The sequence below is a fragment of the Erythrobacter sp. JB2-19 genome (assembly GCF_057365005.1).
Genome location: NZ_CP200290.1, coordinates 425369 through 440409, shown reverse-complemented (window position 1 = coordinate 440409; position 15041 = coordinate 425369). Strand labels below are relative to the sequence as shown.

At 55.0% G+C, this 15041-nt stretch carries 14 protein-coding genes; 6 read left to right on the top strand and 8 right to left on the bottom strand.

Going from position 1 to position 15041, the window contains the following annotated elements; genetic code table 11:
- Positions 1-2 precede the first annotated feature (2 nt).
- From AC0V6O_RS02185 to AC0V6O_RS02170, 4 genes are read left to right on the top strand one after another with little or no spacing between them, the layout of a single operon-like run.
- Positions 3-2201, top strand: coding sequence for a GumC family protein (locus tag AC0V6O_RS02185; protein WP_486141307.1), 2199 nt, complete (start codon positions 3-5; stop codon positions 2199-2201).
- Entirely contained in the window at positions 2188-3090 is a 903-nt protein-coding gene (locus tag AC0V6O_RS02180) for a glycosyltransferase family 2 protein (protein ID WP_486141306.1), read from the top strand. The genes AC0V6O_RS02185 and AC0V6O_RS02180 overlap by 14 nt, the downstream gene beginning before the upstream one ends.
- Before the next feature lie 2 nt (positions 3091-3092).
- Positions 3093-4079 carry a glycosyltransferase family 2 protein gene (locus AC0V6O_RS02175; RefSeq protein ID WP_486141305.1) on the top strand — a complete coding sequence of 329 codons (987 nt, stop codon included), beginning with the start codon at positions 3093-3095 and terminating at the stop codon, positions 4077-4079.
- Positions 4076-4882 carry a glycosyltransferase gene (locus tag AC0V6O_RS02170; protein ID WP_486141304.1) on the top strand — a complete coding sequence of 269 codons (807 nt, stop codon included), beginning with the start codon at positions 4076-4078 and terminating at the stop codon, positions 4880-4882. Before AC0V6O_RS02175 ends, AC0V6O_RS02170 begins: the two co-directional genes overlap by 4 nt.
- A gap of 2 nt (positions 4883-4884) precedes the next feature.
- Here the strand turns inward: AC0V6O_RS02170 and AC0V6O_RS02165 are convergent, their stop codons facing one another.
- Complete coding sequence (locus tag AC0V6O_RS02165) at positions 4885-6138, bottom strand: O-antigen ligase family protein (protein ID WP_486141303.1); 1254 nt, start codon at positions 6136-6138, stop codon at positions 4885-4887.
- 216 nt (positions 6139-6354) lie between these two features.
- Between AC0V6O_RS02165 and AC0V6O_RS02160 the strand changes: the two genes are divergently transcribed.
- Positions 6355-6624 (top strand): spike base protein, RCAP_Rcc01079 family, encoded by a 270-nt coding sequence (locus AC0V6O_RS02160; protein WP_472640555.1) that lies wholly within the window; start codon positions 6355-6357, stop codon positions 6622-6624.
- Entirely contained in the window at positions 6624-8654 is a 2031-nt protein-coding gene (locus AC0V6O_RS02155) for a hypothetical protein (RefSeq protein ID WP_486141302.1), read from the top strand. The genes AC0V6O_RS02160 and AC0V6O_RS02155 overlap by 1 nt, the downstream gene beginning before the upstream one ends.
- Before the next feature lie 57 nt (positions 8655-8711).
- Here AC0V6O_RS02155 and AC0V6O_RS02150 read toward each other — a convergent pair whose 3' ends face one another.
- Genes AC0V6O_RS02150 through rfbA form a run of 7 tightly spaced genes read right to left on the bottom strand, consistent with a single transcriptional unit; the run spans position 8712 to position 14935 of the window.
- Complete coding sequence (locus AC0V6O_RS02150; protein WP_486141301.1) at positions 8712-9938, bottom strand: lipopolysaccharide biosynthesis protein; 1227 nt, start codon at positions 9936-9938, stop codon at positions 8712-8714.
- The gene (locus AC0V6O_RS02145; protein WP_486141300.1) at positions 9928-10746 is read right to left on the bottom strand and encodes a hypothetical protein; all 819 of its coding nucleotides are present in this window, start codon (positions 10744-10746) and stop codon (positions 9928-9930) included. Before AC0V6O_RS02145 ends, AC0V6O_RS02150 begins: the two co-directional genes overlap by 11 nt.
- A gap of 51 nt (positions 10747-10797) precedes the next feature.
- The gene (locus AC0V6O_RS02140) at positions 10798-11628 is read right to left on the bottom strand and encodes a hypothetical protein (protein WP_486141299.1); all 831 of its coding nucleotides are present in this window, start codon (positions 11626-11628) and stop codon (positions 10798-10800) included.
- Entirely contained in the window at positions 11601-12656 is a 1056-nt protein-coding gene (gene rfbB, locus AC0V6O_RS02135; RefSeq protein ID WP_486141298.1) for a dTDP-glucose 4,6-dehydratase, read from the bottom strand. The genes AC0V6O_RS02140 and rfbB overlap by 28 nt, the downstream gene beginning before the upstream one ends.
- Positions 12649-13506 (bottom strand): dTDP-4-dehydrorhamnose reductase, encoded by an 858-nt coding sequence (gene rfbD, locus AC0V6O_RS02130; protein WP_486141297.1) that lies wholly within the window; start codon positions 13504-13506, stop codon positions 12649-12651. Before rfbD ends, rfbB begins: the two co-directional genes overlap by 8 nt.
- Positions 13503-14048, bottom strand: coding sequence for a dTDP-4-dehydrorhamnose 3,5-epimerase (rfbC, locus tag AC0V6O_RS02125; protein WP_486141296.1), 546 nt, complete (start codon positions 14046-14048; stop codon positions 13503-13505). The genes rfbD and rfbC overlap by 4 nt, the downstream gene beginning before the upstream one ends.
- Positions 14045-14935, bottom strand: coding sequence for a glucose-1-phosphate thymidylyltransferase RfbA (gene rfbA / locus AC0V6O_RS02120; protein WP_486141295.1), 891 nt, complete (start codon positions 14933-14935; stop codon positions 14045-14047). Before rfbA ends, rfbC begins: the two co-directional genes overlap by 4 nt.
- Positions 14936-15041: the final 106 nt, after the last annotated feature.

Sequence of the window (15041 nt, the reverse complement as noted above, 5' to 3'; positions counted from 1 at the left end):
TCATGAACGAGACATCTGCAGTCCAACAGTCCACGCCTCAGCCGCCTCCCGCTTGGTACGATCGCTATCTTCCATCGTCTCAACCGAGCACACAGGAGCGGCGCCAGCTGTTCGATGTGACGGCTTTGCGCGGACTGCTTTTCAGGCAACGCTGGTCGATTGGCGGCACTGTCCTGCTTGCTCTTGTTGCCGGGCTCATCCTCACAATGCTGCAGCAACCGGTTTACCAAGCCGAAACAACGTTGAGAGTGGAGCCGCGCGGACTCTATGTCGTCGAAGGCCAGGACGTCGCTCCGCAAATCTACAACAATGAAATTTCCAGCTACATGGCCACTCAGGTTGGCGTCATCGAAAGCTACAACCTTGCGCTCGTCGTTGCCCAAAATCTCAAGCTAGCCGAACGGCAGGAGTTCATCGGTGCGGAAACAGACAGCGGCCGCCCCAATGGCCGCAGTGACGAACAATGGCTTGAAGACAAAACCGCTATGGCCGCGTCGATGCTGAAGGGCGGGCTGACTGCGGATATTCCCTATGACAGCCGCATTGCGACGATCAGCTACCAGTCGGAAAACCCGGCATTGGCGGCGGAAATCGCCAATGGTTATGCCGAGGCCTATGTCTCATCAGACGCTAGGCGGAATGTCGACAGCAACGAATATGCGCGCGCATATTTGCAGGAACAGATCACCGATGTGCGGGCTCAGCTGCAAGATGCTGAGAAGGCGGCAAACGCCTATGCCCGAAGCAATGGTATCGTCACTCAAAGGCCAGCAAGCGAAGAAGGCGAAGCGACAACAACAACGACCGCAGCCAATCTGACGAGCATAAACCAGACCACCAGCGCGGCCCGTGCAAAACGCATAGCCGCGGAGCAAAGATGGAGAGCCGTTTCCTCCATACCGGCTGCACAATTGCCGGAGGTGCAGGACAATGTGGTCGTCCAAAATCTGCAAAACACGCGAGCACGGCTGATCGGAGAACGCACCAATCTGCAGCAGCGCTACAACGACCAATATCCTTCAATCGTAGAAATCAACGCTCAAATCGCCGAAGTTGAGCGTCAGATCGCAAACGCCAGTGCTGATATCAAAGCAAGCATTCGCAGCGATTTCGTAATTGCCCGCGAGCAGGAACGTGCGCTCAAGCGCGAATTGCGCTCGGTCACGCAAGAAACGCTCAACGAACAGGATCGCCAGGTGCAATACAGTGTGCTCGAACGAGAGGCTGGCGCCCTTCGTAGCCAGCTTGCAGAGCTCTTGGAGCGGTTCAACTCGATTAGCACAGCCGCCAATGTGCAAAGCGGCTCCATCACGCGGCTTGACCCCGCCTTAGTGCCATCCTCGCCGATATCGCCCAATCTTATGCGCAACTTGCTGATCGCTCTCGTAAGCGGCCTCGCACTGGCTGGAGGACTAGCAGTGATACGCGAGACCCTCGATGATCGCTTGCGCTCACTCGATGACGTTGAAACGAAAGTTGGATTGCCCCTGTTTGGGCACACGCCCTATGTCGATGAGGCCAAGATCCATGAAGAAGGGACAGAGCAGCATGGGGCATTGATAGAAGCCTATGCGTCGATCCAGTCGACACTCGACTACGCGATGTCACGGGATAAAAATGTACTGCAATTCACCAGTGCCCAGCCGGGTGAAGGGAAATCGACCAGCGCGCTAATCCTGGCTGAAATGTTCGCTCGGCTAGGCCGCAAGACGTTGCTGATTGACGGGGATCTACGCAAACCCTCGATCGCAAAATTGCTTGGCAGCGAACCGCCCGAGGCGGGCCTCGTAGAGGTCTTGCTCGGGCATTCTGAATTTGGAACAGCGGTGGTCAAAGGGCCTCATGAAAACCTTGATGTACTGGCTGTAGGGGCCCTTCCGCCCAATCCAGTTGAGACACTGTCGTCTGATTATCTGGCCAATTTTCTATCAAAGCAGCGGCAAGACTATTCGATCATCCTGATCGATTCCTCTCCCGTTATGGGGATCGCAGATGCCCCGCTGCTCGCCAAACATGTTGATGGGACAATCTTCATTCTTGAGGCGAACAAAGTACAATTCGGCCAAGCCAAAGCGGCCGTAAAGCGGCTGCAAGGCGTCGGCGCCAATGTCTTGGGCGTGGTCCTGACAAAGTATCGCGCGCTGACCGCCGGGCAAAGCTATGATTACCAATACCGCTATTACCAATATGAGGACAAATAAGCGGGACCAAAGGCCGGTGGACACGGCGTGCTTTACGGTCATCATCCCTGCTCATGATGAGGCCGCAGTGATCGCGCGTTGCCTCGCCTGTCTGTACAAGGATGCACCGGTAGACGCCGATTTTGAAGTGATCGTGGTCGCCAATGGATGCAGCGATCAAACCGCGCAAATAGCGCGCGAGTTCGCTCCTCAGGCCAAGGTTATGGAAATAGCTGAGACGTCCAAAACTGCGGCCATGAATGCGGGGCGAGAGGCAGCGTCGTACTACCCTCAAGTGTTCTTAGACGCAGATGTGATGTGTAGCTTTGGAACGCTCCGGTCTCTGACTGACGCACTAGAGAATAGTGAGGTCTTGGCTGCCGTACCCAAAGCGCGCTTCGATACATCGAAGTCCAGCTCACCCGTGCGAGCCTATTACAAAGTCTGGCAACAGCAGCGCTTTGCGTCTTCGGCGTTGGGCGGTGCGGGATGCTTTGCCATCTCAGAGCAAGGCTTGGAACGCATCGGCCCCTTCCCCACGATCATCGCAGATGATTTGTGGGCTTTGTCTCGGTTCGCAGGCCATGAAAGAGTGTTGGTGATGCAAGATAGTGCTGGTGAGCCAGTTTATTGCACCATAACCCCGCCCCAAACTGCGATCGAACAGGTTCGCGTCGAAGCGCGACGTCGGATAGGTAGCGAACAGGTCCGTCGCCATTTCCCAAGTCCTCATTTGCGAGAGGCAAGCAAAGGCACCATCTTCAAATCCGCATTTGCAGGAGGAACGTCACCCTTAGCCGCCATGACTTTTGCGGGAATGAAATTCGCCTCGAAACTACTGGCGGAATGGCGCAAGCTGCGAGGGAAACAAGCAATTTGGGTCCGCGATCACAGCTCGCGCAAACTGTGAACATGGATCAGCCCCGGACATCTTCACCAATCGACATTTCCGTTCTGGTTGTGACCTTCAATTCGCGGGGCTTCATTGATGAATGTTTGGACTCCATTGAAAAGGCTAAAGAGCGGGCACGCGTTGAAGTTCTGCTCATCGACAATGGCAGTGTTGGGACGGAGAAACATGTCTCGGATACCTTCCCGCAAGTCACGACAATAGCCAGCGAAGGCAATGTCGGATTTGCGCGAGCGAACAACCGACTGGCCCAGCATGCGAAGGGCCAATATTTACTGCTGCTCAATCCAGATGCTTTTCTGCAGTATGGAGCGCTCGATGCGCTGCTGGATGGCGCCGCCCGCCACCCTGATGCCGGTGCCTGGGGCGGGATCACTCTGGATGGCAATGGTCAGCCAGATTTTGGCAATTCCATTCAGATGCCATCTTTGCGAGGCTTTCTATCCAGCATGATTGGCCTCTCTGGGGCGCAAGACACCCATTCTTCAGGCATTACGAACGACCGGCGGGCAGACGTTCTGTCCGGTGGTTTCTTCATGATCCGGCGCGATCTTTGGGAAGAGATGAGCGGTTTGGACGAACGCTTCTTCCTATATTGTGAAGAGGTCGACCTGTGTTTGCGACTGCACAAATCAGGATATGATTTGTGGCAGATAGCCGCTGCAAAGGCACACCACAAAATCGCACATGGCAATTTTCAGTCGCCACTCCGCCGCCTCTATCAAGCCGCTGGGACCATGGAATTTCTCAGGAAGCACTGGCCTATGCATAGGCGGATCATTGCGGCTGGCATGATGTGGAAGGCCGCAATATTGCGGGTAAGTCTCGGCGTACTTCTGGGATGGTGTAGCGATAGGCTTGCCGCTGCTGGCAAGGGATATCGCCACGTTGCATTGCGTCCGGACCTATGGCTGCGCGGCTATCACCCCAGGTCCGGTTTGAAGGCTAGACTTGATCGCGGTGCACTGGCCGATCGAACGAAGCAGTGAGCCTTCAGCACTTTCTTCTCACGCGTTTCAATATCGCGAGCGACGGCCGAGAGGCCGCGATCCGAGGCCGTAGTGGATGGCTCGACAGACGAATGGATTTGTTTGAAGAAATATGCCTGCCCAGTGTGGCGGCACAAACTGTGCACGATTTCCAGTGGCTCATCTATTTCGATGCCAGAACCGATGATGTCTATCGCAAACGGATCCAAAACTGGCGTATGATTGTGCCGTTCGAGGCATTGTTTGTCGATGATTTCGTATCACGCAGAGCGGCTAACGATATCAGAAAACGCCTCATCGTGAGCACCGAAAAGCTGCTGACAACGCGGCTCGACAATGATGATGCAATTGCCCGTTTTTTCGTTGCCAAGCTGCATGAAACAGCAGATCAGATGCCGATTGGGACGGCGCTTAACTTTCCAACGGGCTACAGTCTAAGGGAGCATAAATTGTACCATGCGAGCGACCCAAACAGCCCCTTTGTGTCTCTGCTAGAAGGGTCGGACGACATAAAAACTGTTTGGTGCGATCAGCATAGAAAATTACAACGCAGCTATCCATATCAGCAGATTCAATCGCCACCCGCTTGGCTTCAGACAATTCATGGCGAGAATGTCTCGAACCGTATCAGGGGCCCGCGCGTGGATAGTCCTACGACGCTTTTGAGCTTTCAAATTACAGAGCACCGACTGCCCCGCCCTCCGAGTGTGCTTGCGACCAAAACGGACAGATGGATTTGGTGGCCAATGAGATGGGTTCGAGAGCGCGCAATTGCCTTGGCAAAGCGAACTCTAAACCGCTGACGCTATGTCTCAGCGGCACTTTGCGCAGTGTGCTGAACAAGCGATGCCGCGATGCCCAGCAAGGCGAAGAACCAGACCTGAGGGGACAACCACAAGGCCACTGAAAACACCCCAAGGCACATAACCGACAAGGCGATCGCAGTGCCGCGGATCGTGTTCTGATCCACCGTGGCTAATCGCACTGAATTGCGGGCGAGGCCCACCACGGCAAGCAATACCCCCAGCAAGGCAAGCAGTGGAGCGATGACCCCATGCCGCATTGCCAAGACCAGCCAGTAATTGTCCACCGATGGCGGCATCCAACGCGGGCGTGCCCAGTCACCAAAGCCGATCCCAAAAATGGGGTTTTCGACCACCGTCTTGATGCCTTCGTCCCAGATCAGCAGACGGAAGAAGGCGGTTTGATTGTTCAGCGCCGCAAACCGGGTAATCAGTTTCACAACCCCAGACTGACTGGCGACCTCCAGAAAGATAATCACCACCAGCAATCCCAAAAGCGCGAGCCGCCAACTGACCATGCTGGTACGCAAAATCATAAAATTGGCCGCCACCAAAGCGAGGCCCGAAGCGAGCACCAAAAACGCACCGGAGCTGAATGTGAACACGCAGCAAAAGCCTCCGAAAAGGCCAAGCCACAATGGCCATCCACGCAGACCAGCCACCAGATAGAGCGGCAAGAAGCTGCCTAAGAAAATACCGGCGAGAATTGGATGCGGAAACGGCCCCTGCCCGCGCATCAGACCAAGTCGTATCGACGGCTCAAGCTCGTGAACCTGTCCGGTGATCGCGCTTGCAGCGGGCATAACCAGATGCATCTGGAGAAGCGACTCGGCACCAATGATTAGCCCCGTCATTGCCAGCCCCGGTGCACTCAAAACCAGCAGAATGCGCAAATCCCTGAGGGAACTAATCGTCGTTCGCAGCCAGAAGTAGGCGACGACTATGTCCAGAACTAAAGAACCAGAGGCCTGCACGACCTGGTCCAACCCCATCGTCACAATTGAGGATATGGCAATCCAAACCCCAAGCGCGGCGACCACATAATCGGCCAGGCAAAGTCGCAGGTGACCCTTAAGAATATCACGCAGGATCACGAAAGCCGCACCGATCAGGAAAAGCCGATACGGCGGAAGCAACAAGGTGCCGACGCTAAAATTGAAAGGTAACGGGATCAGTAGAGTATAGACCAGCGCCACCGCACCAAAAACACGCCATCGCTCAGCCTCGTGATTTCTCGCCATTTGTGGCGCGGCCATTGAGTGGATTGGTGGGGTTGCAGAATTTCCCATTGCGATATTGCGGCGACTTCCCTTGATCCTTGAACGATACACTAAGGCTATGAAATACTCGCACTGTGCATCACGGCGCATGTTCTTGCCAGACCCAAGTTCTCGCAAACAACTTTCCTACATGTTCTTTTTATGTTCTCTATTGCGGATAGTTTCACCAAAAGCGAATCCGAGGACATTGAAATGCAACAAGATCCATTCCGCAACCAAGCCGACAGCCCAATGGCACCAGCAGAATATTGCTTTGAAATCACACCCAGCGACACTGACGATCTGATGTGCGCGACCAAGGCTTTGTACGTTGGCGAAGGCGGGGACCTGGCCATCACCTCGGTCCGCGCCGATGCTCCGGTGGTCTTCACCAGCGTTCCATCAGGCAGCATTATCGATGTCCGCGCCCGGAAAGTCAGCGCATCCGGCACGACAGCAGCGAACATTATCGGGCTGGCCTAATGGGGCGCGTCGGATATGGCTTTGGCTCGGTGTCGAGACTGCTGAATGCAGCCTCTGCATCAAGCAAAGCGACCATCATGCCGGGCGAAAACTGGACTGGAACAGCGGGGAGCGGTTTTGCCTCCACACCCGTCGATCCGGCTCGAACAACCGCCAAGCCTGTGCTGCGTCTCATCACCCCTCCCAAGCAACGCTTTTCAAGCAATCTCACGGTTGGAGTCCGGGCGGCGGCGAACAATGCTGGCACTTTGTTCGACACAGACGGCCTGTCATTTGTCCGCGTCCATTATGAGGGCAATGTTGTAGATATTGCCGCCCCGAGTGTGCGAAATCTCGTCGATGCTAATGGCCTCACCAGATGTTATTGGGGTTGGTGGTGTGAGCTTGAATACACCGGCAATGGCTCTGCCGATGTGTATTTTGAGGCGGTCCCGACCGACACCAGCATGCAGAACCGCGTGATCGGCCCCTATACGTTTCATCCGAATGACGACGAGTGGGAACTCGACTTCACCGTCAATCCCGACTTGCCGCTTTCAGCCACGAATTATCATGACATCAATCCAGCCATCAATGCGATGAAGCAGCAAGGTGCCTCCGGTGCCTTGCGAGTGCGAATTGAGAAAGCTGGCGATTACGCGCTCACCGACCGTAATTGGAACAGGGGCGCGACCGCTGAATGGCTCGTCATTGAAGCGACTGTTCCAGGCGTGCGCTTTTCACAGAGCCTGCGAGCGGACGGCACGCTCAACTTCTTTAGGCCCAGATTTGAACCAGTTTGCTTTCGTCGCTGCGAGTTCGATTTTGCTGGATCAAGCGAGTATTATTTCGAGCCTGGATGGGCGCGGAACAATTGGTTCGATGGCTGCGTATTGACCAATAGCAACGGCCGCAATGATGCCCCGCTGAAGGTGCCTCGTAACACGCTGGCTTGGATATTGCGCGGCCGCCATTGGATCACCGAATGCAGTTTCAGCAATTTGGCAAACTGCGCGACGGGTCAGCATCTGGTGCGCGGATGCGAGTTCACCCAGTGCTGGTCGGATCTCGCCAATGGCACATATGCCTTTGTCGGCAACACCGTGCAGGATTTCGATGGCAGCTATTATCGCAACGGCATGGCCGCGCTGAGTGTTGAATACGCCGGGCCTGCTGGAAGCGCGACCATCGCAGCAAACGGTATTGGTCCCAAAACCTTCACCCTCCGAGAAGATGGTTCAAGCATCGGAACGTTTGTGACTGGAACCAACAAGGCCGCATTTCTTGCCGACACCAATTACACGGTCCAAAATCTGGCCGACTGGATCAATGCACAGCCTGGTTGGAGCGCGACCGTGCTGGACAATCGTTTTGCTGCTTTTGGCCTATGCCTCGATAGCGGCTCTCCGCAGGCTGCTTTCGGTCAGCAAGATGTGAAATCCGCGCCACTGGTCTTGCACACCAAGTTCGACATCCACGCCGATATCTACCAACTGAGCGGCAATTCAGCGATTGAGAATCTCATTATCGCAGAAAACCGAATGTGGGATATCGATGCCCAGAACATCTTCCTGACCGCACCAGGAGGCTTCAGCGATGTGATGATTGTGAATAATGCGTTTGAGAACTTTCTAAGCAGCGGCGCGCAGAGCCAATTTAGCTCAGCGCATAGCCATGTGATTATCGCGCATAATTCCATGGCGAGCCAAACAATCACCATGCGTAGCGACAGCACGTTCAATCCAGACGGTTACTGCTTGATTGCAAACAATATCTCGCAAGAGTTGCGGTGGGGCGGAGCCGCTGATCCTGATCCAATTGTTGCTGACAATCACGTGCACGCTGGATCGTCCCCGCCAGCAGGTGCCAGCGGCACGTCCATTGGCGGCAACTTTGGTTCGCTCTATGTGGACGCTGACAATGGTGATTTTAGCCCGTCCGGCGATCTCCTGGTCAATGGCAAGGGCCCGGTGCTGCGCGGCGATTTGAACTGCGCAAAACGCTCAACCTACGGCGCAGTAGGCGCTGTCGGAAAATCGATCTTTGGTTGAGTCTTGCGGTGAGCGAAGGGAGCCGGTGCTACTTGTATGTTCCGGCTCTCACGCCGCCTAATTTTGCGCAGGCCTGCTAAGCGAAGGCCAATTCCGCAGCATCACCAGCAAGACGGCGCCGATCCACAAAACCTCAAACACAACCTGGATCATGGCCGCCCCGACTGCGCCATGTTGTACAATCATCCAGGGCGCTGCAAGCAGTGCGATCAAGGCAAAGAGATTGCATTTCAACATCGCTGCTGGACCGATTTTAACAATCGTGACCGCCCTCATCCCTAGGGTCATCAGGCTCAAGCAAATGGCCAAGACTAGCCAATGCAAGGTGGCTGCAGCGGGGACGAATTCTGGCCCTGCGACAAGCTCTATGATTGGCACCCCCAACCAATAGACCGCCGCCAAGGCGGCTGCGGAAGTGAATAGTCCGAATGCGGCAATCACACCTGCCAATCTCAGCGGATTTGGCGTGGTTGGCATTTCCCGAAAAACGGCTTCGAATGCCGCCCGGTAGAGCATTTGCATCAGTGAAGCGATCCGGTCAGCCACGGCATAAATGCCGACCATCGAATTGCCAGCAACTGCCCCCAACAGCACTACTATGCCACGCTGCCTCACCGCACCCACCGCGCCAGATAGCCCGGTCGGCAGGCAGAACTTCAAGACCTCAAGAGTTTCACCGCGCGGCGGCCGCTCAGGCACACACAATTGCCATACCTTTGCGAGCAGAACGGCATTAGTGCCGACAAAAACAAGCGCAAAGGCGATCAGGTAAGCGTCTATCGGAGCCGCTGCATACCAAAACACCGCGGCTACCAGCAGGGTAACCGCAGCGGATCCTGACCGCACGATGGCTAAATAATCGAAGCGGTCGTGCTTGCGCAAAACTCCAGTCAGCGGGTCAGACGTTCGAAACAGCTGGGAACCGATCAGCATGATCGCCGACCAGCCGCCCGGCCAATTCAGCCACCGCAGAGCGCCGAGGCCGATCAGCACCCCAATCGCCGCCGCTGCCAGATTTATGATCAAGGCCGCGCCCAATATTCGGCTCTCACGCCCTTCAGACAATGCCAAGATCGCCTGCCACAATTGCATGCCGGCCAAAACCTCTAGCATCATCGTAAGGGCTAGCAGTGCGGCCAGCGTGCCAAGGCCATCTACGCCGAGCGCGCGGGCGTTGAAATACATTGCGGCAAACCCGAACACGGCGACTGCACCCAGTGATACCAGTGACCAGCCTGCGTTCGTGCGTATTCGTTTCCAGACCGTCACGGCGCTATCGGCCAATTAACTCGGAAAAGCGCTGCGTTATATGCTGGGCGCGGTCCAACTCATCACCACTCAATCCCTTCAATTCACGTGTTTTAGTAGGCTCCTTCAACGCGCCAAGTCCCCTTGCCTCACAGTCAAAACCCCATTGGTTCAGCCGTTCAAGAATATTACCATCATTTGCCACCATGCTGGCCAGATCGTGCACCATATAACGGCCCGGGTCACTCGCTTCGACATGATCCAGCAAGCATTGATTGTAATATATCCAGGCCTCCAGATAATCGCTGCGCAATTGCTCAAACCACGCCTCACTGCGCGATCGCGTGGCCCAATAATACGCCCGGAGCCAGCCGCGATGGCCGGTCTCTGCATGGACACGTCGTTCCCGATCCAGCAATGAAGACACGACTTCCTCAAAGGGGCGAAACAAGATCAGCGCGAAGGGATCAAGCGCCTCGCGATAGAACGGCAGGAACAGGCAGGTGCGAGGCTCCTTCCAGCCAAAGTATGCCTTGGACTTTTGCCTGCGCTCCAAAAGAGTGCGGCCTTCCTCGGCAAGTTCGCCTTCGATCTTCATCGCACGATAAGCGGATGGATCGAACGAACGCGCGCCCCAATCGGCCATGCCGTTACTGGACAGACCATGCGCCGCCAAAATTTTGATGTGAAACGTCAGAAATTCGACATCTTCAAAATGACCATGCTCATTACCAATCCCGGCCCCCAATGTGGAGCCGCCCATATCAATCCCACAACTGGCCAGCCACCGCGCGGCGAGCGAAGTGTAGGAACGATGCATGCCCAGCACTGCTAATGATGGCAAAGACCTAGCCTCCTAGCCAAGAATTTCGCCCCACCCCTAAAGTCATCTAAACTATGGATCCTCATAACCTGCTTGCCTAGCGATGTCTTGCGCGTCAGCTTGTAAACAAAGGCCGCGCGACTTTACTTTCCTCCGCCTCCACTGTGCACGCCAAAGCGCCAGTGGATTGTTCGATAACGAACAAATTGAGGTAGGAATTGGCAGCTTTGCTCGCCATTTTTTTCGGGCGTAATGGTAAGCTTCGCGATAGCCTCCACCAAGTGAGACAATTGGGCGGTTGTTATGAACCACGGGCAGCTCCACTGCCCAAGCCGTTCTGCCAGCTGCAATCGCGGCCTGCGCCAGATCCGTTCCGTAGAGGTGGAAATACGGCAAATCTGGATCGAATTGGAAACCCGGCTCTCGGCGCAAGATCAAAACCAGCTCGTCAAATGAACCGACCTCTGCCGGGGCAAAGCCGCTCGATCCCAGCTCTTTGCCCATCGTCACATCCCAAACCCGGCCAACATGCTCGCCGTTTGGACGAACGCCGTAAGGGCCTGCAACCATCCAGCCAGGTGCGCTCTCGCTGAGTCCATTGAGAACCGCGACTGCCCGCTCAAGCCAACCCTGCGGCAAATAGACATCTTGGTGGGTGAAGACGCAAATGGGCCGCATAGTTCTCGCCAGGCCTTGATTGTAAGCGTCGGCCATATTGCTCGCGCCACGGATCTCGGTGATTGTCAGAGCGCCGCTCGCGACATCAGGAGAACGCAGCAAGCATTCGCTTAATATCTCATCATTATCGACCGCCACGATCAGGCAGAAATCATCAGACTTCAGCGCAGCGGACTTGGCTTGCGGCACGGCTTTATTCAAACCGCCAGCAGAGGGCGCCACCACGCCTCATTATCCAAATACCAGCGCAGCGATTGCGCCAGACCTTGCTCGAAGCTGCGTTGAGGTGCGCAACCGAGATCACGCCGCGCTTTCGTTTCATCGATAGCGTATCGACGATCATGGCCAGCGCGATCTTCGACGAAGGTTTTCAGCTCTGACGTTTCTCGTCCCTGTGCTGCTGGCGCATCAGGGTATCTTTTCACCAATGCCTCGTTCCGCGCAAAGGCCCGGTCGACTTCCAGGCAAATCGCATCGATCACAGCCATATTGGGGAGCTCAGCGCCGCCACCAATATTGTAGGTCTCGCCAATCTTGCCGCGCTCAATGCAGGCTTCTATTCCGCGGCAATGATCCTCGACATGAAGCCAGTCACGCACATTCATACCGTCGCCGTAAATCGGCAGGGGCCGACCCGACAGCGCATTTAGCAAGAACAGCGGAATCAGTTTTTCAGGATATTGGTAGGGGCCATAATTGTTCGAACAATTGCTGGTGGTTACCTGAAGGCCGTATGTGTGGTGGTAGGCCCGGACCAAGTGGTCAGAGGCTGCCTTTGAGGCGGAATAGGGCGAATTGGGCGCATATGCCGTGGTCTCACTGAACGCAGGTTCATCCGCAGTCAGTGAGCCAAAAACCTCGTCAGTCGAGATATGGTGGAAGCGATGCTCGCGCCCGCCACCCTCGTCTAACCAAACTTTACGAGCCGCCTTCAAGAGACAATTCGTTCCCAGAATGTTGGTATCGATGAAGGCATCAGGCCCAGTGATGGATCTGTCCACATGGCTTTCCGCCGCGAAGTGTACAATCGTGTCAATGTCGCGCTCGCTAAGCAGCCGCTGAACCAAGGTTTGATCACGAATATCGCCTTCGATCAGCTCACATTGCTCAACGCCCTCTATAGTCGAACGATTGCCCGCATAGGTTAGCGCATCGAGCACAACAAGCTGGTCAGCAGGATGGTGGTTACTCCAAAAATGCACAAAATTGCCGCCAATAAAGCCCGCACCGCCCGTGATGAGTAGATTAGCCAAGAGCCTGCTCCTGCTTCAGCATCACGCGCAGGTTGTCGCGCCAATCAGGGAAACCGCGCCCCAGCACTTCGCTGGTGGTCGAACAATCCAGCCGAGAAAACCTGGGCCGCTTGGCTGGTACCAGGTATTCCTCACTTGAAATTGGCATGATCGGGATAGAGCGATCAAGCAAACCTATTGCCAAAGCCTCTTTCTGTATGGCCACCGCGAAATCGTACCAGCTCGCTTCGCCAGCATCGCAATAGTGAAATACGCCCTGCTTGCCGCCTTCGACCAGTTCCCAAATCACTTTCGCTAAGCTGCCTGCATAAGTCGGTGCGCCTATCTGGTCAGACACTACGTGCAGTTCATCGCGCTCTTTCATCAGCCTAAGCATCGTTGTCACGAAGTTAGCATGCCCTGCGGCGTACACCCAACTTGTCCGCACGATCAGGGCCTTTTTGCCAGCAGCATCTTCACCAGCCATTTTTGTAGTGCCGTAAACCGACAAAGGGTCCCGTCGATCCGTCGGCTTGTAGGAAAATTTGCGTTCACCATTGAAAACGAAGTCGGTGGAAATTTGCACCAATCGAGCGCCGCAGCCGGCTGCTGCCTTTGCCAAAAATGAGACGGCATCGGTATTCAGCAGCTGCGCGGCAGAAGCATCACCCTCGGCCTTATCAACAGCGGTGTACGCAGCAGTGTTTATGATCCAGTCTGGTTGATGCTCATCAATCGTGCGCTGTACACCCAGTTGATCGGTGACATCCAATTGCAGACGATCAAGGGGGATCAGATCAACCCTACCAGGAACGCAGGCCTGCAACGCACGCCCAACCTGCCCGTTGGCGCCAGTGACAAGCACCTTCATGCAAAGGCTTCCACTTCGGCTAGCATGGCGCCTCGGCAGTCTTTATCCGACAACACCAACTCAAGATCATCAATTGGCCAATCAATTGCCAGCTTGGGGTCATCCCAAGCAAGCGTATGCTCATACTCTGGTGCGTAGGCAGACGTACATTTGTAAAGAAAATCAGTATCCGGCGCGAGCGTCAAAAAGCCATGGGCAAAGCCCTCTGGCACCCAAAACATCCGTTTGTTCGCCTCTGAAAGTTCTACGCCGACCCACTTCCCAAAATGCTCAGATGAACGCCGTAAATCGACGACCACATCAAACACCGCGCCCTTGGTAACGCGCACCAGTTTGCCTTGAGGACTGGGATTTTGAAAATGCAAGCCCCGCAATACTCCGGCTTGAGAGCGGCTATGATTGTCTTGGACAAACCCGGCATCCAGACCAAGTTCTTTGAAGATTTGCTCGTTCCAACTTTCCAAAAAGAAACCACGATCATCACCAAACACGCGCGGCTCGATCAATATCGGCCCTGGAATATCGCACTCGATCAACTTCACACTTGCACCGGATTTTCAAGCAATTGCCGCAAGTAAGTCCCGTAGCCCGATTTGCGCAGAGGTTCCGCAATTTCCTGAAGCTTTTCATCGTCTATGAAACCCTGCCGCCAAGCGATCTCCTCAGGGCAACACAGCTTCAAACCCTGACGCTCTTCTGTGATGCGAACAAAAGTCGCAGCATCAAGCAATGAAGCATGCGTACCAGTATCCAGCCACGCATAGCCGCGCCCCATCAACTCCACCGAAAGCGCTTCATCGTCTAGGTACAAGCGATTGAGATCGGTGATTTCCAACTCACCGCGCGGCGATGGCCTTAGGTCCCGAGCCCGGTCCACGACCGTCTTATCGTAAAAATATAATCCCGTTACCGCATAATTGGATTTTGGAGCTGCCGGCTTTTCTGCGATGGACACAGCCCGTCCGCGATCATCAAATTCTACGACGCCATATGCCGCTGGATTGTTTACGCGATAAGCAAATACGCTTGCACCAGAGGTGCGGGCATCGGCATTGGTCAGGTCTTGCGGTAACCCGTGGCCATAGAAAATATTATCACCGAGAATGAGAGCGCTTGGCTCGCCATTGATAAAATCTGCACCAATATGAAAAGCCTGCGCCAACCCCTCAGGATTTGGCTGCTCCGCATAGCTCAGAGATAAGCCCCAAGCGCTGCCATCACCCAGCACTCGGTGAAATTGCGCCGCATCCTCTGGCGTGGTGATGATCAATATGTCGCGGATCCCGGCCAGCATTAGAGTGCTGAGCGGATAGTAGATCATTGGCTTATCGAAAACTGGCATCAACTGCTTAGAAACACCGCGCGTCAGCGGGTATAAACGCGTACCCGAGCCACCAGCTAGAATGATGCCTTTACGGCTGGTGGTCATGGAAAGAAGGCTCCTAATTCTGGAGCAAACACCTCATGCGTTTGCAACTTCGATTCATTGCAGTGCAGTCTAGCCTGGTCAATGTACAACAGCCGGCTTCCACCAA

Coding starts and splice junctions, on each gene's coding strand:
- AC0V6O_RS02185 (WP_486141307.1), top strand. CDS start 3: ATGAACGAGACATCTGCAGTCCAACAGTCCACGCCTCAGCCGCCTCCC.
- AC0V6O_RS02180 (WP_486141306.1), top strand. CDS start 2,188: ATGAGGACAAATAAGCGGGACCAAAGGCCGGTGGACACGGCGTGCTTT.
- AC0V6O_RS02175 (WP_486141305.1), top strand. CDS start 3,093: ATGGATCAGCCCCGGACATCTTCACCAATCGACATTTCCGTTCTGGTT.
- AC0V6O_RS02165 (WP_486141303.1), bottom strand. CDS start 6,138: ATGGCCGCGCCACAAATGGCGAGAAATCACGAGGCTGAGCGATGGCGT.
- AC0V6O_RS02160 (WP_472640555.1), top strand. CDS start 6,355: ATGCAACAAGATCCATTCCGCAACCAAGCCGACAGCCCAATGGCACCA.
- AC0V6O_RS02155 (WP_486141302.1), top strand. CDS start 6,624: ATGGGGCGCGTCGGATATGGCTTTGGCTCGGTGTCGAGACTGCTGAAT.
- rfbD (WP_486141297.1), bottom strand. CDS start 13,506: ATGAAGGTGCTTGTCACTGGCGCCAACGGGCAGGTTGGGCGTGCGTTG.
- rfbA (WP_486141295.1), bottom strand. CDS start 14,935: ATGACCACCAGCCGTAAAGGCATCATTCTAGCTGGTGGCTCGGGTACG.